19 protein-coding genes and 1 tRNA gene are annotated in these 18391 nt (G+C 33.2%); 13 read left to right on the top strand and 7 right to left on the bottom strand.

Annotated features, from left to right (window positions below):
- Positions 1-85: 85 nt before the first annotated feature.
- From ACSVH2_RS00965 to ACSVH2_RS00990, 6 genes are read left to right on the top strand one after another with little or no spacing between them, the layout of a single operon-like run.
- Positions 86-961: a cell division protein FtsX gene (locus ACSVH2_RS00965; RefSeq protein WP_438091289.1), complete on the top strand. Its 876-nt coding sequence runs from the start codon at positions 86-88 to the stop codon at positions 959-961.
- Between the two features lie 26 nt (positions 962-987).
- The gene (locus ACSVH2_RS00970) at positions 988-1227 is read left to right on the top strand and encodes a DUF3098 domain-containing protein (RefSeq protein ID WP_438091290.1); all 240 of its coding nucleotides are present in this window, start codon (positions 988-990) and stop codon (positions 1225-1227) included.
- A gap of 2 nt (positions 1228-1229) precedes the next feature.
- Positions 1230-2027, top strand: coding sequence for an undecaprenyl-diphosphate phosphatase (locus ACSVH2_RS00975; protein ID WP_438091291.1), 798 nt, complete (start codon positions 1230-1232; stop codon positions 2025-2027).
- Positions 2027-2716, top strand: coding sequence for a tRNA pseudouridine(55) synthase TruB (gene truB, locus ACSVH2_RS00980; protein WP_438091292.1), 690 nt, complete (start codon positions 2027-2029; stop codon positions 2714-2716). The genes ACSVH2_RS00975 and truB overlap by 1 nt, the downstream gene beginning before the upstream one ends.
- Before the next feature lie 57 nt (positions 2717-2773).
- Positions 2774-2938 carry a hypothetical protein gene (locus ACSVH2_RS00985; protein ID WP_438091293.1) on the top strand — a complete coding sequence of 55 codons (165 nt, stop codon included), beginning with the start codon at positions 2774-2776 and terminating at the stop codon, positions 2936-2938.
- Positions 2914-3246, top strand: coding sequence for a type II toxin-antitoxin system RelE/ParE family toxin (locus ACSVH2_RS00990; RefSeq protein WP_438091294.1), 333 nt, complete (start codon positions 2914-2916; stop codon positions 3244-3246). Before ACSVH2_RS00985 ends, ACSVH2_RS00990 begins: the two co-directional genes overlap by 25 nt.
- 3 nt (positions 3247-3249) lie before the next feature.
- Here ACSVH2_RS00990 and ACSVH2_RS00995 read toward each other — a convergent pair whose 3' ends face one another.
- Positions 3250-3843, bottom strand: coding sequence for a thioredoxin family protein (locus tag ACSVH2_RS00995; RefSeq protein ID WP_438091295.1), 594 nt, complete (start codon positions 3841-3843; stop codon positions 3250-3252).
- Between the two features lie 144 nt (positions 3844-3987).
- On the opposite strand from ACSVH2_RS00995, the gene pyrH reads away from it, so the two are divergent.
- Positions 3988-4695 carry a UMP kinase gene (pyrH, locus tag ACSVH2_RS01000; RefSeq protein ID WP_438091296.1) on the top strand — a complete coding sequence of 236 codons (708 nt, stop codon included), beginning with the start codon at positions 3988-3990 and terminating at the stop codon, positions 4693-4695.
- Positions 4696-4765: 70 nt separating this feature from the next.
- Positions 4766-5326, top strand: a complete 561-nt coding sequence (gene frr / locus ACSVH2_RS01005) for a ribosome recycling factor (RefSeq protein WP_438091297.1) — start codon at positions 4766-4768, stop codon at positions 5324-5326.
- Between the two features lie 80 nt (positions 5327-5406).
- Here frr and ACSVH2_RS01010 read toward each other — a convergent pair whose 3' ends face one another.
- On the bottom strand, positions 5407-7677 hold the full coding sequence (locus ACSVH2_RS01010) for a cation:proton antiporter domain-containing protein (RefSeq protein WP_438091298.1): 2271 nt from the start codon (positions 7675-7677) through the stop codon (positions 5407-5409).
- Positions 7678-7861: 184 nt separating this feature from the next.
- On the opposite strand from ACSVH2_RS01010, the gene ACSVH2_RS01015 reads away from it, so the two are divergent.
- The 5 genes from ACSVH2_RS01015 (at position 7862) to ACSVH2_RS01035 (ending at position 14390) form a co-directional block, all read left to right on the top strand.
- Positions 7862-10270, top strand: coding sequence for an efflux RND transporter permease subunit (locus tag ACSVH2_RS01015; RefSeq protein ID WP_438091299.1), 2409 nt, complete (start codon positions 7862-7864; stop codon positions 10268-10270).
- A 42-nt stretch (positions 10271-10312) separates the two neighbouring features.
- Positions 10313-11758 carry an asparagine--tRNA ligase gene (asnS, locus tag ACSVH2_RS01020; protein ID WP_438091300.1) on the top strand — a complete coding sequence of 482 codons (1446 nt, stop codon included), beginning with the start codon at positions 10313-10315 and terminating at the stop codon, positions 11756-11758.
- 82 nt (positions 11759-11840) lie between these two features.
- On the top strand, positions 11841-12227 hold the full coding sequence (locus ACSVH2_RS01025) for a GxxExxY protein (RefSeq protein ID WP_438091301.1): 387 nt from the start codon (positions 11841-11843) through the stop codon (positions 12225-12227).
- A gap of 79 nt (positions 12228-12306) precedes the next feature.
- On the top strand, positions 12307-13770 hold the full coding sequence (gene rpoN / locus ACSVH2_RS01030) for an RNA polymerase factor sigma-54 (protein ID WP_438091302.1): 1464 nt from the start codon (positions 12307-12309) through the stop codon (positions 13768-13770).
- A gap of 173 nt (positions 13771-13943) precedes the next feature.
- Positions 13944-14390, top strand: coding sequence for a hypothetical protein (locus ACSVH2_RS01035; RefSeq protein WP_438091303.1), 447 nt, complete (start codon positions 13944-13946; stop codon positions 14388-14390).
- On the opposite strand, the gene ACSVH2_RS01040 is transcribed toward ACSVH2_RS01035, so the two are convergent.
- The 5 genes from ACSVH2_RS01040 to ACSVH2_RS01060 form a co-directional block, all read right to left on the bottom strand.
- Positions 14385-15038 (bottom strand): porin family protein, encoded by a 654-nt coding sequence (locus ACSVH2_RS01040; RefSeq protein WP_438091304.1) that lies wholly within the window; start codon positions 15036-15038, stop codon positions 14385-14387. The two genes, ACSVH2_RS01035 and ACSVH2_RS01040, sit on opposite strands and share 6 nt — an antisense overlap.
- 64 nt (positions 15039-15102) lie before the next feature.
- A tRNA-Ser gene (locus ACSVH2_RS01045) sits at positions 15103-15189 on the bottom strand.
- A gap of 58 nt (positions 15190-15247) precedes the next feature.
- Complete coding sequence (locus ACSVH2_RS01050) at positions 15248-16276, bottom strand: asparaginase (protein WP_438091305.1); 1029 nt, start codon at positions 16274-16276, stop codon at positions 15248-15250.
- Complete coding sequence (locus tag ACSVH2_RS01055) at positions 16266-17402, bottom strand: 1-acyl-sn-glycerol-3-phosphate acyltransferase (RefSeq protein WP_438091306.1); 1137 nt, start codon at positions 17400-17402, stop codon at positions 16266-16268. Before ACSVH2_RS01055 ends, ACSVH2_RS01050 begins: the two co-directional genes overlap by 11 nt.
- A 65-nt stretch (positions 17403-17467) precedes the next feature.
- Positions 17468-18235 carry a TatD family hydrolase gene (locus tag ACSVH2_RS01060; protein WP_438091307.1) on the bottom strand — a complete coding sequence of 256 codons (768 nt, stop codon included), beginning with the start codon at positions 18233-18235 and terminating at the stop codon, positions 17468-17470.
- Between the last annotated feature and the right edge of the window lie 156 nt (positions 18236-18391).

The raw sequence follows: 18391 nt of genomic DNA on the forward strand, positions 1-18391 counted from the left end.
TTTATTATAATAAAGTTAAAACTTTGTACGTTATAAAGGATAAAAACAATTTTCTTTATTATTTTTACACCTTAAATCATTGTTTATGTCATCATCATATGAAAAGTTTCAAAAACGAAGAGTAATTACCTCCTATTTTTCGGTAGTGTTGAGTATCTTTTTAGTGTTGTTTTTATTGGGAATATTGGGGCTTTTCGTCATCAATTCCAAGCGATTATCGGATAATTTTAAAGAAGAAATTGTAATGACAGTTTTTTTGAAAAATGAAGCCAATGACACTGTGATTAAAGCATTTACTAGTGAATTAAAAACCGCAAAATTTGCCAAGAGTTTTGAATATGTTTCTAAAGAAAAAGCAGCTCAGGAGCATAAAAAAGTAATTGGAGAAGATTTTATGCAATTCTTAGGGATAAATCCACTTCAAAATTCTTTTGATATTCATTTGAAAGCCGATTATGTAACCAATGTTGAGATTGCTAAAATTCAAAATCGCTTAAATAAAAACCCTATGATTGCCGATATTGTATATGATAAGCAATTGGTAACTTTAGTAAATGACAATATCAAAAACATTAGTATGTGGATTTTAATCATAAGTGGTTTATTCGCTTTTGTATCTGTATTACTCATTAATAGTTCGTTGCGACTTGCCATTTTCGCTAATAGATTTATCATCAAAACCATGCAAATGGTCGGTGCTACCAAATCGTTTATTAGAAAACCATTTATCAAAACCAGTATTATTCTCGGCTTGATAGGTGCGTCTTTAGCAATTGTAGCTTTAATTGGCGTAGTTATTTATATTGAAACCAATTTCCCTAATTTGGGCATTTTGGAAAATAAATTAGCTATCGGCATTGTACTTTTGGGCGTAATGGTTTTAAGTGTTTTGATTACATGGTTGAGCACTTATTTCGCCACACAACGCTTTTTGAATTTGAGAACTGATGATTTGTATTAGAGAAAAGAAAATAGATTATAGACATTATGAAAAACAACGAGCAAAAACCTGATTTCCTTTTTGATAAAGTAAATTACAAAATATTATTAATTGGACTTGCAGTCATTGCCTTAGGATTTATTCTGATGAGTGGTGGCGGCAGTGATGACCCAAAAGTTTTTAGCGAAGATGTTTTTAGCTTTAGAAGAATTCGTTTGGCGCCAACCGTTGTTTTGATTGGTTTCGGAATTACAATTTATTCGATTTTTAAAAAATCTAAATCTTAACGATGGATTATTTTCAGGCAATTATACTTGCCATTATTGAAGGAATTACTGAGTTCTTACCCATTTCTTCAACAGGACATATGATTATTGCCTCGTCATTTTTTGGGATTGCACAAGAAGATTTCACTAAATTATTTACGGTTGTCATTCAACTTGGCGCTATACTTTCGGTAGTTGTTTTATATTTCAAACGGTTTTTCCAAACCTTTGATTTTTACTTTAAACTTTTGGTGGCTTTTATTCCTGCTGTGATTTTCGGATTGCTTTTTAGCAAAAAAATTGATGCCTTGTTAGAAAATCCAATTACAGTTGCAGTTTCATTAGTGCTTGGCGGTTTCATTTTACTGAAAGTTGATGATTGGTTTACCAATAAAGAAGAGACGCAATCAACCGAACAAATAACATATTTTACGGCTTTCAAAATTGGTTTATTTCAATGTTTAGCTATGATTCCTGGAGTTTCTCGAAGTGGTGCAAGCATTATTGGAGGAATGTCCCAAAAACTATCAAGAACTACTGCAGCGGAATTCTCCTTTTTTCTTGCTGTCCCAACAATGCTTGGTGCAACTGTTAAAAAATGTTATGATTACTACAAAGACGGATTTGTACTTTCTGATGACCAAATTAATTTGTTGATAATTGGAAACATCGTTGGTTTTATTGTGGCCATGTTGGCCATAAAATCTTTCATTGGTTACTTATCAAAACATGGATTTAAAATGTTTGGATATTATAGAATAATTGCTGGTTTAGCTATCTTGATTATCCATTTCTTTGTCATGAAATTAACTGTTATTTAATGACTGCCGAAGCTATTTTAGAAGGTCAGATTCTGCTGATTGATAAACCGCTTACTTGGACTTCATTTCAAGCGGTGAATAAATTGAAGTATATTTTAAAACGCAAATACGATCTTCCTAAAAAATTCAAAATTGGTCATGCTGGTACTTTAGATCCATTGGCAACAGGCTTATTAATTGTTTGTACTGGTAAATTCACCAAAAGAATTACTGAAATACAAGCTCAAGCCAAAGAATATACCGGAACTTTTACTATCGGTGGCACAACTCCTTCTTATGATTTGGAAACCGAAGTCACTGAAACTTTTCCAACAGAACACATCACTTCGGCTTTAATTCTAGAAACCACAAAACAGTTTCTTGGTGAAATTGACCAAAAACCGCCTGTTTTTTCAGCCATAAAAAAAGAAGGTATTCGTTTATACGAACACGCACGTGCTGGTTTGGAAGTGGAAATTGCTTCTAGAAAAACTACTATTCATGAATTTGAAATTACAAGAATAGCGTTGCCCGAGGTTGATTTTAGAGTCGTTTGCAGCAAAGGAACTTATATACGTTCGCTTGCTTTTGACTTTGGCTACGCCTTACATTCTGGTGCTTATTTATCGGTTTTGCGACGAACAAGAATCGGAGAATACTCCGTTGAAAATGCTATTTCGCCAGAAGCATTTGAAAAATCTTTGTTGTAATTTATTTTTTGAATTCAATTAATTCATACTTTTACTATTCTTTCAAATTCGTTACTCATGAAAACGTCTAATAAAAAATCTAAAAATTTGGCAACTCCAGGCAAACCAATGTCACAAGATGAGTTTGTTGCTTTAATAAAAGAAGCTGAAGAAAGTGAATTTTTGTCAGAAAAAGAATTTGAAAAAAGATTCAACGAATGGAGATTGCAAAGAAAGAAGTAGTCCTTTCTACTTTTTATTTAAAAGATATTCAAGATATCTATGAATACGGTGAAGCAACATTTGGAATAAGATTAGCACTTATATTTTATGAAGACCTCAAATTAATTGTGCGTGACTTAGAGACGAATTATTTAGTCAATCCCGAATGTCGCCACCTTGAAACTAAAACAAAAATTTATCGGAATATTATTCTCGGTTCCTATCTAATTATTTATAGGATTAACGCCAATAGAATTGAAGTTTTAAGAGCTTTTCACGGAAGTCGTTCTCCAAAAATCATCAAACTAGTTAGAAAAGTAAAAATCTAAATTTTACTTCATTAAATCCAAAATCTCTTTTTGCACAGAAAGTCCTTTGTCGTGAAAATACCACATTTGTAATTCCGATTTGGCAATTTCATCGACCACACCATGCTGTGCTTTATAATCCGAAATCAATTGAATCGCTCCTTTTGGTCTTGGTCCAAAATCGGCTAAAACTTCTAAGGTGTTTTTGTCTAAAATAATTAATTTAGGAATGGACTTTGTTCCATTGGTTAAAAACAAATTCATTAATGCTTCGTTTTCATCCCTGAAAACAATTCTTAATTCAATTTTTTCTGAAAGGTCAGCCATTTTATGAAACACAGGCAGAATTTGTGCAGCATCACCACACCAACCTTCAGAAATCACTAACCAAACGTAATCTCTTTTTAGGTTTTGTAACTTTTTCTGATTTACTTCACTTACTGAAATGGTTTTATCTAAGCGATTCATTCTCACTTCATTCAATTCCGAATAATGTGTCAATGCTTCGGATTGTTCGTTTCCTGATGATTTCCCTTCTTTTAATAAGGATGAAACTATAGTTCTGTATTCAGAATATGAATGGCTTTTGGATAAACTTTCTTTGATAATGGTTAGCATAACATCTATTTTTATTGGGCAAAGCTACAAAACCAAAAAGCTATAAAAGGTAATAAATGTTACTTAATATTCTTTTTTTATGCTATAACATAAAACCATAATATGTTTATATTTGCATCACTAAATTGAACAATACAACACAAGATGAAATACAAAAGAATTCTTCTAAAACTAAGTGGCGAAGCTTTGATGGGCGAAAGACAATATGGAATTGACCCAAAACGCTTGGCCGAATATGCAGATGAAATCAAAGCCATTCACGACAAAGGCGTTGAAATTGCTATTGTTATTGGTGGTGGAAATATTTTTAGAGGAATTGCTGGAGCGAGCAATGGAATGGACAGAGTGCAAGGAGATTATATGGGAATGCTAGCCACAGTTATCAACGGAATGGCATTGCAAGGTGCGCTAGAAGACAAAGGAATGTTAACCCGATTGCAAACGGCTTTAAAAATTGAAGCTATTGCTGAACCTTATATCAAAAGAAGAGCGGTACGTCACCTTGAAAAAGGAAGAATAGTAATTTTTGGTGCTGGAACTGGCAATCCTTATTTCACAACCGATACTGCTGCCGTACTTCGTGGCGTAGAAGTTCACGCTGATGTTATTTTAAAAGGAACACGCGTGGATGGAATTTATGATTCGGATCCTGAAAAAAATGCGAATGCAGTAAAATTTGATAGCATCACTTTTGATGATGTTATCAAAAAAGGATTGAATGTAATGGACTCTACGGCTTTCACATTAAGTCAAGAAAATGCATTGCCAATAGTTGTTTTTGACATGAATACTAAAGGAAATTTATTGAAAATTTGTAACGGCGAAAATATTGGAACTGTAGTTAAAATTTAGTTTAGAGTTTATAGTTTGTTGTTTAATGTTAACTACAAACCATAATCTACAAACCACAAAAAATTAAACAATGGAAGAAATCGATTTTATTTTAGACAGCACAGAAGAATCAATGATTGGTTCGATTGCTCATTTAGAAAAAGAATTTTTAAACATTCGTGCCGGAAAAGCATCACCACAAATGTTGGGAAGTGTTTTTGTTGACTATTATGGTTCTCAAACACCTCTTTCGCAAGTTTCGAATGTGAATGTTCCCGATGCAAGAACTATTACCATTCAACCGTATGAAAAAAGCATGTTGCATACGATTGAAAAAGCGATTATGATTGCCAATCTAGGCTTTAACCCCATGAATAATGGTGAAAATATCATTATCAATGTGCCCGCTTTAACTGAAGAAAGAAGACGAGATTTAGTAAAGCAAGCCAAAGCCGAAGCCGAAGATGCCAAAATAGGTATCAGAAATGCTCGAAAAGATGCTAATACCGAAATCAAAAAATTAGAAAAAGAAGGTGCTTCAGAAGATATTTGTAAAAGTGCCGAAGACGATGTTCAAAAACTTACCGATGCGTTTATTAAAAAAGTAGATGAGCATTTAGCGACTAAAGAAGCAGAGATTATGAAAGTGTAGTTTTTACACTAAATACCAAAAAAACCGTCTTGCCAATTTAATATGTCAAGACGGTTTTTTGATTTTGTATTTATAAATATTTATGGTTTCACAATCAAAACCGAAGGAATATCGGCCAACCAAGAAACTTCATCTTCAATTAGTTTTTTCCAAGTTTCTAAACTGAAAACCGCTAAGTCTTGCTGCAATAAAAATGGTTTATTAATTTGATTGGGTTGAAAAACATCAAAATTATCGGTGTGCTTTTCTTCGAGTGCTACTAACGAATTTTGAATAATAAAATTGTTTTTGGTGTGCTCGTTATTATCCAAAATGGTCACATGAGAATCGTTATTGTATATTAATTTTTGTGCATAATCAATAAGAAAAACGTCACCAATACTATATATTCCAATAAAAACATTATTGATTTTTTGTAAATCTTTATCGATTAATATTCCCAATGGTTTTTTTGTTTTAGAGATAATCAATCGAGTTCTGTCATCAAATGGAGAGTTTTCAAAAAGTCCTTCTTTCCCAGTGAATTTATCTAATAATCTGTCTGGATTTATAATTCGTGAGGTAAAACCAAGAACTTTCCCCAGTAAAGTTCCTTCATAAATAGATTTTCCCACACCCACTAAAACCAAATCGTATTGACCTTCATTGGCAATGTCAGCAATATCCGTTTCAATATCACCCGTTGCTTTAAAAATAGTGGTGATTTCTTGATTTAGTTTAACCGACTCTTTTACAATAGGTTCAAATGTAGATTCTTCATATTCTTCCAAATTATAAGCATGCATATCGTCACTCATGGTTAAGTGCATTGCTGTTACATTGGAGTGTTCTTTTTGGTTTCGGACTAAACTATTCGCTAATCTCAATAAGGACTTGCCTTTTTCATTATTTCCAAACGAGATTAAAATTTTAAATTTAGAATTTCTTTTAATTTCCGATGGAATAATAACGTCTTTTGTTTTGAATATAAAATTAATTAAATCCAATGCTGGACCAGTCATAAACGTGGTCACTAATGCCATAATTACCATCATGGTAAATATTTTTGGCGAAAGCACTCCAAGTTCATAACCTATATTTAGAACCACCAATTCCATTAAACCTCTTGTATTCATAAGAGCACCAATAGTAAGACTATCACGCCAATTTTGACCTACAAATTTGGCTGCCAACGCACTTCCAAAAAACTTTCCTACCACTGCCACCAAAATAATAACACCTGTTACCTTCCACAAATAGGGTTCGTTTATCAATCCTATTTCAGTTCTCAAACCCGTAAAAACAAAGAACAAAGGCAACAATAAAATAATTGAAATATCTTCGACTTTTTCGATAAAAATATTTCTAAATTTAGTGATATCTGGCATTATTGCTCCTGCTACAAAAGCTCCAAACAACGCATGGATTCCAATAATTTCCGTCAAATAGGAAGAAATAATAAGTGTTAAAAAGAAAATTGCGACTACTGATTTCTTAACACTGTCTTTTTTGGCATATAAATCTCCAACTCGTTTTAGGAATGGTTTCACAACCAAAAGCATCAATAAAACATAAGAGAATGCTAATCCAATAATGTATATTGAACTTACAAAACTTCCCGCTTTTACAATCGCTATTACTGCAGCCAATAAACACCAAGCCGTGATATCATCTGCCGCAGCACACGTAATTACAATAGTTCCTAATCTAGTTTTGTGAATGCCACGTTCCTGAACAATTCTGGCTAAAACTGGAAAAGCGGTGATACTCATTGCGATTCCCATGAATAAACTAAAAGACAAAAACTCAACACCTTCTGGTGCAAATTGATGATATATAAAATAAGATAATCCAACTCCCAAAGCAAATGGAATTACAATACTAGCGTGACTGATAACAACAGCTTCGTTTGCTTTATTTTTAAGAACCTTTAAATCTAATTCCATGCCTATGACGAACATAAACAGAATTAAACCTACTTGACTCAATACTTGAAGATTTCCCAATGAAGCTACAGGAAATAAAGCTTCTTTCATATCGGGAAAATAAAGTCCAAAAAGCGATGGGCCAAGAACAATCCCAGCAATAATTTCCCCGATTACTGTAGGTTGACCGATTTTCCTAAAAATCCAGCCAAAAATTCGGGCAACAAGAATTATGGTAATTATTTGCAGCAACAACAGCGCAAGTGGATGTTGAAGATTGTGAAAAAGCGAACTTAAAAACTGAATCCATTGGCTGTCTGTAGAAGTAGGCGAAACAATTGTTCTTCCCACTTCAAGAAATTTTCCTTGAACGAGTATCCAATACATCAGGTAACCAAATCCACCTGTAACTAGTAAATAAAATAAAGTGTTTTTTAAATTTCTCATGCAGTTGGTAAATGCTATTCCTCACAAAGATGCTAAAAAGGTTCCTATTTTTTTTAATTTTTTTTAGGCATTAACAATTATTTAAATTTCAACTGCTATTTGCTTATATATTAAGCAAAAGTTTACTAAAAATAGAAACTTTATTTTACCATTTGATTACCTTTGCAACCGTTTAAAATTATCTATGAAAAATAAATTAACGCTAGGTTTTTGGGAATATATTGCCCGAGTAGTACTTAGAAATAGAAAAACAATTCTTGTTTTTATTGGAATTATTACTATTCTTCTAGCAACACAATGGAAATACATTCATTTTACCTACTCTGAAGCAAATTTATTGCCCGATGACCATGAGATAAATAAAGAATACAATGCTTTTTTAAAAGAATTTGGAGAAGAAGGAAATCTAATTGTAATTGGTTCAAAAAACCAACAATTATTTACTCCAAAGGTTTTTGCAGCATGGACAAAATTGATGGAAGACTTGAAAAAACAACCCGAAGTTGATTTGGTTGTTTCAGTAGATGATATCAAAAAATTACAAAAAAATGATAGTTTAGAAACCTTTGAATTAAAGCCATTTTTCGATCCAAAAAAAGTGGGTGATGCCCAATATTTAAAGCAAACTCAAACAGAACTTTTTACAAAAACTCCTTTTTATGAAGGGTTGCTTTTTAACAAAAAAGATAAAACAATACGCTCGGCCATTTATCTAGATAAAAAAATTGTCAATACACCACAACGTAAAGAATTCATAATAAATTATTTTATTCCAAAAGTCGAAGCTTTTGAAAAAGCAACAGATATCGATTTAAGAGTTTCGGGCATGCCCTACATCCGAACCTTGAATGCTAAAAGTATTTTAGGCGAAATCAGTTTGTTTATTGGCGCGGCACTTTTTATCACTTCCTTCATTTTCTTTTTCTTCTTTAGGTCGCATCGAGCTACATTAATTTCGGTTTTAATTGTAATTATTGGGGTAATGTGGACGTTTGGTTTCATTGGCCTTTTTGGATATGAAATTACTATTTTAACGGGTTTAATTCCATCATTGGTGATTGTAATTGGTATTCCAAATTGTATTTTCTTGACCAATAAGTACCAACAGGAATATTCCAATCATGGTAATAAAGCCAAAGCATTACAAAGAGTTATCACTCGAGTTGGAACCGCTACTTTGATGACCAACTTGACTACTGCAGCTGGTTTTGCCACTTTTATGATTACCAATAGTGAATTGTTGAAAGAATTTGGTTTGGTTGCTGCCGTGAATATAGTTGCACTATTCGTTTTATGCTTAATCATAATTCCTATTTACTACAGTTATCAGCCTGTTCCAAAAGCCAAACATTTGGAACATTTGAATAGAAATTATACCCTAAAATTCATGGAATGGATTGAAAGAACTGTAAAATACAACCGACGATACGTTTACGCAGTTGCTATTTTGCTTTTCTTCGTGAGTATTTTTGGCGCATTACAAATAAAAACCTCAGGCAGTTTAACTGAAGACATGCCGAAAAATACCGATTTTTTTAGGGATATTGTTTTCTTTGAAAAAGAATTTGATGGTGTGATGCCTTTAGAAATAACTATTGACACCAAAAGAAAAAAAGGGGTTATGAAATTATCGACTTTGAAAAAAATGGATGAACTTCAAAAAACCATTGAAGAAATTCCAGAGCTTTCAAAACCTATTTCGATAGTTAATTTGGTTAAATATTCCAAACAAGCCTTTTATAATGGCAACCCTGAATATTATGATTTGCCAACGTCTCAAGAACAAGCTTTTATCTTGAATTACGCCAAAAATTCTACAAAAAACACTCAAAAAGACATCATGAAAAGCTATGTCAGCAAAGATGGAAGTGTCGCTAGAATAACAACTTTCATGAAAGACATTGGCACTGGAAATATGGAGATTGTTGAAAACAAGCTTTTGAAAAAAATCAATGTTATATTTCCTCCTGATCGTTATAAAGTTACTTTAACGGGGAAAGCACTAGTTTTTGAGAAAGGAACAAAATACCTTTTAGACAATCTGGTTTCGTCATTACTTTTTGCCATTTTCTTAATTTCGATGTTGATGGTTTTCATGTTTCGCTCCTTCAAAATGGTGGTTGTTTCGCTAATTCCAAATTTATTGCCATTAATGATAACGGCAGGTTTGATGGGTTATTTTGGAATTCCATTAAAACCCTCCACGATTTTGGTTTTTAGTATTGCTTTTGGACTTTCGGTAGATGATACGATTCACTTCTTGGCACAATATAGGCAAGAGTTGAAAAATCACAATTGGAAAATTAAAAAATCGGTTTTTGCTACTTTAAAAGAAGCTGGCGTAAGTATGTTTTATACTTCAGTAGTTTTGTTTTCGGGGTTTTCGGTTTTTTTACTGTCAAGTTTTGGAGGAACAGTAGCTTTGGGTGGATTGATTGCGGTAACACTCATGTTTGGAATGTTATCTAATTTGATGTTATTACCTTGTTTGGTGTTAACACTAAATAAGTCATTGGCAAATGAACAGGAATTTCATGAGCCTAAAATTGATATTCTAGACAATAAATACGAAGACGAAGAAAACGAGAAATAATCTCGATTTAAATTATATTTGCATTAGAAAAAAAATAACAAAATGAAACACGTAAAAGTTAAAGACTTACTGAACAGTACCAAATCAAACTATGAAGTAACCGTAAAAGGTTGGGTAAGAACTTTTAGAAATAATCAATTTATTGCCTTAAACGATGGTTCAACCATTCATAATTTGCAATGTGTTGTCGATTTTGAAAACACATCCGAAGTAACTTTAAAAAGAATTAATACAGGAACCGCTATTGCCTTAACAGGAAATCTAGTGGAAAGTAAAGGTGCAGGTCAAAAATATGAAATACAAGTTTCTAAATTAGAAATTTTAGGTGACTGTGATGCGGAGAAATTCCCAATGCAACCTAAGAAACATTCCTTAGAATTCCTTAGAGAAAATGCGCATTTAAGAGTTCGCACCAATGCTTTTGGCGCCATTATGAGAGTGCGTTCGGTATTGTCATTTGCGGTTCATTCTTATTTTCAAGAAAAAGGATTTTTCTATGTAAACACTCCAATTATCACTGGTTCAGATGCTGAAGGTGCAGGCGAAATGTTCAAAGTAACCGCTTTACCTTTTGACAATACACCAAGAACTGAAGATGGAAAAGTAAATTACAAAGAAGACTTCTTCGGAAAAGAAACCAACCTTACGGTTTCGGGACAATTAGAAGGAGAAACTTTCGCTATGGCTTTGGGTCAGATTTATACTTTTGGACCAACATTTAGAGCCGAAAACTCGAATACATCACGTCACTTGGCAGAATTTTGGATGATTGAACCCGAAGTGGCTTTCAATGATTTGAACGACAACATGGATTTGGCGGAAGATTTTATCAAATATGTGATTAAATATACTGTTGATAAATGTGCCGATGATTTGAAATTCTTAGAAGGAAGATTATTAGACGAAGAAAAGCAAAAACCACAAGCGGAACGCAGTGAAATGGCTTTATTAGAAAAGTTAAACTTTGTTTTAGAAAACAATTTCAAACGCGTTTCTTATACCGAAGCGATTGAAATTTTAAAAGAATCTACGCCAAATAAAAAGAAAAAATTCCAATATGTAATCGAAGAATGGGGTGCAGATTTACAAAGTGAACACGAACGTTTCTTGGTAGAAAAGCATTTTAAATGTCCCGTGATTTTATATGATTATCCGGCAAAAATTAAAGCTTTCTATATGCGTTTGAATGACAATACTGAACCTGGAAGAGAAACCGTTCGCGCTATGGATATTTTATTTCCAGCCATTGGCGAAATCGTTGGTGGTTCACAAAGAGAAGAACGTTATGATGTTTTGGTAGAAAAAATGAAAGCACTCGGCATTGATGAAGAAGAATTGTGGTGGTATTTAGACACACGCCGATTTGGTTCAGCAGTGCACTCAGGTTTTGGATTAGGATTTGAAAGGCTGGTACTTTTTGTAACTGGAATGACTAACATTAGAGACGTAATTCCTTTTCCAAGAACACCAATGAATGCAGAATTTTAGTTTTGCCACGAAGACACAAAGTCGCGAAGTTTGTTTAATGATTTATTAAAAAAAATTACTCCTTAAAATCAAATAAATAAAAATGCTTTCAGACAGAACAGAAGAAATTGGCAGAATCATTGTTAATGCTGCTTATAAAGTTCACAAAGAAATCGGACCAGGTTTACTAGAAAGAGTTTACGAAGTTTGTTTGGCTCATGAAATTAAAAAAGCAGGATTAGATGTTAAACGACAAGTTGAAATTCCAATTGTTTATGATGGGATTGAATTTGAAGAAGGACTTCGATTAGATTTGCTTGTAGAAGATTATGTAATAATTGAAATAAAAGCTGTTGAACAATCAAATCCAGTTTGGCAAGCTCAAATTATAAGTCATTTAAAATTGACAAATGGTTCGTTAGGATTTCTTATTAATTTTAATGTTCCTTTGATTAAAAATGGAATAAAGAGATTTATAAATTCTAAATAATCAGCATCAAAAGTTCTTTTTAAAAAGAAAAAAATTAAAATAAATTTGTGTCTTAGCGCCTTTGTGGCAAACTTGTATTATGTTAAAGCAATTTCTAAATCTTAAATTATCACAAAAATTATCTCCTCAGCAAATTCAGTTGATGAAGTTAATTCAATTGCCTACGCAAGCATTTGAACAACGACTCAAAGAGGAAATGATTGAAAATCCGGCATTGGAAAGTGGCAAAGAAGAGGAAGAACTATATGAAAAAGACGAGTTTGATAACAATGACGACTATGATGATTACGAAGGAAGTGAAAACATTGAAACCGAAATCAACATAGACGAATATTTAAGCAACGACGAAACGCCTGATTACAAACTACAAGCCAATAATTACAGTGATGACGATGATGACCGTGAGTCACCACTTGCAGAATCTGTTGGTTTTCATCAAGATTTGATCAACCAATTGAATACTTTTATCCTCACCGAAGAACAACGCAGTATTGCCGAATTTTTGGTGGGAAGTATAGATGATGATGGGTATTTACGAAGAAACATGCAAGATATTGTGGATGATATGGCGTTTACTCAAGGGATTTATACCGATGAGAAAACCGTTGAAAAAATATTGCACATCGTTCACGAATTAGAACCTTCTGGTGTTGGTGCAAGAGATTTGCAAGAGTGTTTACTATTGCAGTTGAAGCACAAAACGCCAACAGAATATGTTGAATTGGCCATTGACATCATTGAAAATCAATTTGACGCTTTCACAAAAAAACATTACGAAAAACTACTTCAAAAATACGAGATTACTCAAGAGCGATTGAAAAAAGCGATTGAAGAAATCGAGAAATTAAACCCAAAACCTGGTGGTTCTTTTGATAGCAGCAGTCGAGTTGTGGAACAAATTGTTCCTGATTTTGCTATTAGAATTGTAGATGGTGAATTAGAATTGACTTTAAATGGTAGAAATGCACCAACCTTACACGTTTCCAAAGATTATCAGGAAATGCTGCAGACCTATAAAGAGTCGCGAGATAAATCGCATTCCCAAAAAGATGCTGTGCAGTTTATCAAACAAAAACTAGATTCGGCCAAATGGTTTATCGATGCTATTCGTCAGCGTCAAGAAACCCTTTTTGTAACTATGAATGCTATAATGCATTTTCAGCAAGAGTACTTCCTTGATGGCGAAGAAACTAAGTTGAAACCTATGATTCTAAAAGACATTGCCGATATGGTAGGTTTAGATATTTCAACGGTTTCTCGTGTAGCCAATAGCAAATATGTTGATACTCCTTATGGCACTAAATTGATAAAAGAATTCTTTTCAGAATCAATGAAAAACGACCAAGGCGAAGATGTTTCTACCTTGGAAATCAAAAAAATATTGAAAACTATTATCGAGGAAGAAGATAAAAGCAAACCTCTGCCTGACGATCAATTAGCCGAAATTCTGGGTGAAAAAGGATACCCAATTGCCCGAAGAACTATTGCAAAATACAGAGAATTACTAGATATTCCTGTGGCAAGAATGCGGAAGAAAATTTAATTATACCTTTTACTTTGAAAAAATACCTTCCCTTTTTTTCCTATGTCTTCCATCCTATTTTCATCCCACTTTTAGGAACGTTTTTTTATGTTTTGTTGGACAATAGCTATTTAACGCTACCACAATATATATTGCTGTTTTTGCAAATTTTCATCATAACGTTCCTTTTACCGATGGCTTTTTTTTACTTGCTAAGAACTTTAGGGAAAATTGATACCATAATGCTTTCGGAAATTTCACATCGCAAAATTCCTTTGTTGCTTCATATTCTACTGCTTTCTGTTTTAATAACAAAAAGTATAACTATAGATAAATTTCCTTTATTATTTACCTTTTTCTTGGGAGGAATTGTGAGTGCTGCTATTGCCTTTTTATTGTTATTTGCCAAAATAAAAGCTAGTATTCACATGATTGGCATTAGTGCATTGACCGTTTTTATAATCGGTTTGAGTATTATAAATGAAGTGAATACTATTCACTTAGTAGCATTTTTTGTAATTGTGAATGGTCTTGTAGCTTCATCAAGACTAGTAATGAAAGCGCATACTAACAAAGAATTGTTGATTGGTTTTGTTTGTGGTACGTTACCTCAATTGGGATTATTCTATTTTTGGTTATAGAATATAAAACATCAACCCAATATTCAGCGTACTCATTTCAATGGATTTATCATCAATTTTTGCTGAAGATTTAAACAACGGATTAAAACCATAATACATGTAAATATTCCAAGTATTCCATCCTACTGAAGCATAAGCACCATAATGAAATGCATTCAAATCAGTATTCCCCGAACTTTTTATATTGGCAGTAGTGGATTCAAATTTATAAGTATCATAAAATAAATAACTCAGTTTAATTCCTGTATATATTCTCCAAAATTTATGACTCTCTGGTGTAGAAGTACGCCATCTGAATTCAATAGGCAAATCCACAAAATGCAATGTCAGTTTGTCTTTAGAATAGACAACATCAGTACCTATAATTGAATAAAAATTATTTCCATCAACCGTATTTATCACTAAATTTTGATTGTATGCCGAAAATGTATAACCCAATCCGGCAGCAATAGCAATAGTTCTATCCTTGTTTATAGGCATGTCTCTAAGAAACCCAAAAGCAAGTCCAGTAGAAAATTTATTTTGACTAAAACCGTCTGGTGTTTTTTTAAGACTATTATAAGTGAAATTGATGTAAAATTGGTCTTCGCGGTACAAGGAATCTATGGCATCAAAATCTATCTCATCTTTCTGGGCCAATACGCTCAAGGAGGTAAAAAAAGTTAAGATGAAAAGATAGATTCGCATAAAACTATTTCTATGAAGAAAAAAGCAGAGAGGATGGGATTCGAACCCACGATACAGTTACCCATATACAAACTTTCCAGGCTTGCTCCTTCAACCACTCGGACACCTCTCTAATTGTGATGCAAAGAACAACAAATTTTTTCAGTAAAAAAAGCTAGTAACACAATTTGTTATTGCATTTCTCCACGCAAGGATGTTTCAAAAATAGTTTTGAAAACTGAAGGTGCCACGTTTTGACCCAACAAATACATTAACTTGGTAATCGCTGCTTCAGTCGTGATATCTTTCCCAGAAATAATTCCAATTTTCTTCAACTGTGTGCTCGTTTCATATTGACCCATGTTTACACTTCCACCTGAACATTGGGTTACGTTGATGATATGCAATCCGCTTTTTATCGCTTTTTTCAAGGTGTTGATAAACCAATCTTCATTTGGCGCATTTCCAGAGCCATAGGTTTCTAAAATGATTCCTTTCAAATTAGGAATTGCAATAATAGAAGACAAAACCAATTCGTTAATTCCTGGAAACATTTTGACCACAACAACATCGTCATTCAGCTGTTTGTGTACCACTAATTTTTTATGCCCTTTTTTTTGTAAAACAATATTGGAATTGATTTTCAAATGTACTCCCGATTCTGCCAAAGGAGGAAAATTAGGTGATGAAAATGCGTTAAAATGTTCCGCATTTATTTTTGTGGTTCGATTACCACGATATAATTTGTATTCAAAATAAAGACAAACTTCTTGAACCGCAGGTTTCCCTTTTTGATGTAAGGAAGCAATTTGGATAGCTGTAATCAAGTTCTCTTTGGCATCCGTACGTAAATCGCCTATTGGTAATTGTGATCCCGTAAAAATCACTGGCTTATTCAAATTTTCCAACAAAAAACTCAAAGCTGATGCAGAATACGACATCGTATCTGAACCGTGAAGCACTACAAATCCATCAAATTTAACATAATTGTCTTCAATGATTGTGGCGATTGTAATCCATTTATCAGGACTAATATTTGAAGAATCAATAGGCTTTTCAAAGGAAATAGTTTCAATATCACAATCCAATTGTTGCAGTTCAGGAATTTTTTGCAACAACTTTTTAAAGTTGAATGCCTTCAAAGCACCCGTTTCAAAATCTTTCATCATACCGATGGTTCCACCAGTATAAATCAAAAGGATGTTTGGTTTAGATTGCATTCTCGTATTTTGATTTATTCACGACAGGATTAGCATACATAGCTAAGAAACTTTCCACCATTTGAGGATTGTTTTCATCAATTTTCATCTCCAATCTTCGTTCAAAAAGTGACTTTTCGTTTTCAATATAATTCGCTTTATACTTGTCGGTTTTATGTAGTAAATCGTAGGCAATATAATTGGTTGGCCACAATTTATAACTCTGTAAAATAGAATCATCAATAGCTTGTGCCAAAGCCTGAATTTGCTTGTTGTTATTGTCATATTCTTGAGCAATAACGTCCAATTCTTTGTCCAACACATCGCCAACATGAATATGAATACGTTTCTTTTGACCAATGATTCCACTTAAAAGTGTGACAAAATCTTCATTCTTTTCTTTGATATAAATTTCATTTTTGGCTTCCGCAATAAGTTGAGGCATTTTCAACGCATCGGTTGGGTCATATTCATAGGAAATGGAAACGGGCACAATTTTAATTTTCTTGAAATAGTCAAGCATTTTTGACTCGTCAGAACCCATAGCCAGCATTTTTAAAACGCCCGAATGTGTAGCATCATTTCCGTCTTTTGTTCTTCCTTCTCGCTGTGCAATCCATACCGAACGGTTTTCACGCAATAATAATTGCCCTATGTATTCAGACAACAATTTTGAACTTTCCAATAATTCTCTTGGTGACAAACCACGTTGTACTAAGAAGTTTCTATTGAGTTTTGACAAGGTTTTCAGAAACGATTTTTTTACTAAATTATCCCCAATAGCCGAAGCTGTCATCACCAAACCATGGTCAAACAAAGCCACATTCAAAAGCGATGTATCTAAAATTATATCTCTATGATTGGAAATAAAAAGATAGGAAGTATTAGGTTCTAGTTTTTCAAAACCCGAAGTTGTTAATCCTTCTGAGCTTTTTTCTAATACCTTTTGAACCGATTGGTAAATGAAATTACACTGAAAATCACGTATAGAATGTGTTTTTTTTAGTTGGTTTTTCCAAACTTCTTCATCCACATCGGGGAAAGTAAAACCCATTAATGCTTTCATCATCGGATGATTCACCGCTGATTGTATAGCTTCATTTACTTCAGCGTCATAAAACGGACGAATAGAATCAAATCTTTGCATGTGATTTCTCAATTTTTGATGAACAAATGAACAAAAAAAAACTCAATTTTTTGAGGATTTCAGTATTAAATTCCAAAAATAGCTTTAGAATTTTCGGTGGTAATTCGAGCAATTTCCTCAATGGGAAGTTGGTATATTGTGGCCAATTTTTCAGCAACAAGCTTCGTATAACTACTTTCATTGCGTTTACCTCGATATGGAACTGGAGCCAGATAAGGAGAGTCGGTTTCAAGTACAATATGTTCTAAATCTATTTCGTGAAGAAACTGATCAATCTTTCCGTTCTTGAAAGTAGCAACGCCACCTATTCCTAATTTCATTCCAAGTGAAATTGCTCTTTGAGCTTGTTGGAAATCTCCAGTGAAACAATGAAAAATGCCAAATAAATCGGTTGCTTTTTCACCTTCTAATACTTCAAAAACTTCGTCAAAAGCGTCACGACAGTGGATATTAATGGCTAATTTATATTTTTTTGCCAATTGAATTTGATGTTGAAAAGCGTGTTGTTGTTGCTTTAAAAAAGACTTATCCCAAAACAAATCTATCCCAATTTCCCCAACAGCATAAAACTTTCTTTTGGATAATTCTGTTTCCACATGTACCAATTCTTCCAAATAATTTTCCTTAACGTAAGTAGGATGTAAACCCATCATTAAAAAAATATTCTCTGGGAATTGAGTTTCCAAATCATACATTTTTTGGGTATAACTTGAATCGATGGAAGGAACAAAAAAACGAGAAACACCAGCATCAATAGCACGCTGAATCATTTCGATTCTGTCATTTTCAAATTCTTCGGAATTTAAATGGGTATGTGTATCGGTTAAAATCATTTTGAGTTGCGGGTTTCGAGTTTAAGGTTTCGAGTTTAAGGTTTCGAGTTAAACTTTGCAAAATTACGATTTTAAGAACTATTACACGAAGTTTCACTAAGAAAGCACAAAGTCACCCAAAGAAAACTTAGTGTATCTTTGTGCAAAACCTTTGTG

Origin of the sequence: Flavobacterium sp. RSB2_4_14 (assembly GCF_051547085.1) — a bacterium.
In the GTDB taxonomy this organism is placed as follows: Bacteria; Bacteroidota; Bacteroidia; order Flavobacteriales; family Flavobacteriaceae; genus Flavobacterium.

What these genes read in the sequence shown, in the direction of transcription:
- ACSVH2_RS00965 (WP_438091289.1), top strand. Translation starts at nt 86, where the DNA reads ATGTCATCATCATATGAAAAGTTTCAAAAACGAAGAGTAATTACCTCC.
- ACSVH2_RS00970 (WP_438091290.1), top strand. Translation starts at nt 988, where the DNA reads ATGAAAAACAACGAGCAAAAACCTGATTTCCTTTTTGATAAAGTAAAT.
- ACSVH2_RS00975 (WP_438091291.1), top strand. Translation starts at nt 1,230, where the DNA reads ATGGATTATTTTCAGGCAATTATACTTGCCATTATTGAAGGAATTACT.
- truB (WP_438091292.1), top strand. Translation starts at nt 2,027, where the DNA reads ATGACTGCCGAAGCTATTTTAGAAGGTCAGATTCTGCTGATTGATAAA.
- ACSVH2_RS00985 (WP_438091293.1), top strand. Translation starts at nt 2,774, where the DNA reads ATGAAAACGTCTAATAAAAAATCTAAAAATTTGGCAACTCCAGGCAAA.
- ACSVH2_RS00990 (WP_438091294.1), top strand. Translation starts at nt 2,914, where the DNA reads ATGGAGATTGCAAAGAAAGAAGTAGTCCTTTCTACTTTTTATTTAAAA.
- ACSVH2_RS00995 (WP_438091295.1), bottom strand. Translation starts at nt 3,843, where the DNA reads ATGCTAACCATTATCAAAGAAAGTTTATCCAAAAGCCATTCATATTCT.
- pyrH (WP_438091296.1), top strand. Translation starts at nt 3,988, where the DNA reads ATGAAATACAAAAGAATTCTTCTAAAACTAAGTGGCGAAGCTTTGATG.
- frr (WP_438091297.1), top strand. Translation starts at nt 4,766, where the DNA reads ATGGAAGAAATCGATTTTATTTTAGACAGCACAGAAGAATCAATGATT.
- ACSVH2_RS01010 (WP_438091298.1), bottom strand. Translation starts at nt 7,677, where the DNA reads ATGAGAAATTTAAAAAACACTTTATTTTATTTACTAGTTACAGGTGGA.
- ACSVH2_RS01015 (WP_438091299.1), top strand. Translation starts at nt 7,862, where the DNA reads ATGAAAAATAAATTAACGCTAGGTTTTTGGGAATATATTGCCCGAGTA.
- asnS (WP_438091300.1), top strand. Translation starts at nt 10,313, where the DNA reads ATGAAACACGTAAAAGTTAAAGACTTACTGAACAGTACCAAATCAAAC.
- ACSVH2_RS01025 (WP_438091301.1), top strand. Translation starts at nt 11,841, where the DNA reads ATGCTTTCAGACAGAACAGAAGAAATTGGCAGAATCATTGTTAATGCT.
- rpoN (WP_438091302.1), top strand. Translation starts at nt 12,307, where the DNA reads ATGTTAAAGCAATTTCTAAATCTTAAATTATCACAAAAATTATCTCCT.
- ACSVH2_RS01035 (WP_438091303.1), top strand. Translation starts at nt 13,944, where the DNA reads ATGGCTTTTTTTTACTTGCTAAGAACTTTAGGGAAAATTGATACCATA.
- ACSVH2_RS01050 (WP_438091305.1), bottom strand. Translation starts at nt 16,276, where the DNA reads ATGCAATCTAAACCAAACATCCTTTTGATTTATACTGGTGGAACCATC.
- ACSVH2_RS01055 (WP_438091306.1), bottom strand. Translation starts at nt 17,402, where the DNA reads ATGCAAAGATTTGATTCTATTCGTCCGTTTTATGACGCTGAAGTAAAT.
- ACSVH2_RS01060 (WP_438091307.1), bottom strand. Translation starts at nt 18,235, where the DNA reads ATGATTTTAACCGATACACATACCCATTTAAATTCCGAAGAATTTGAA.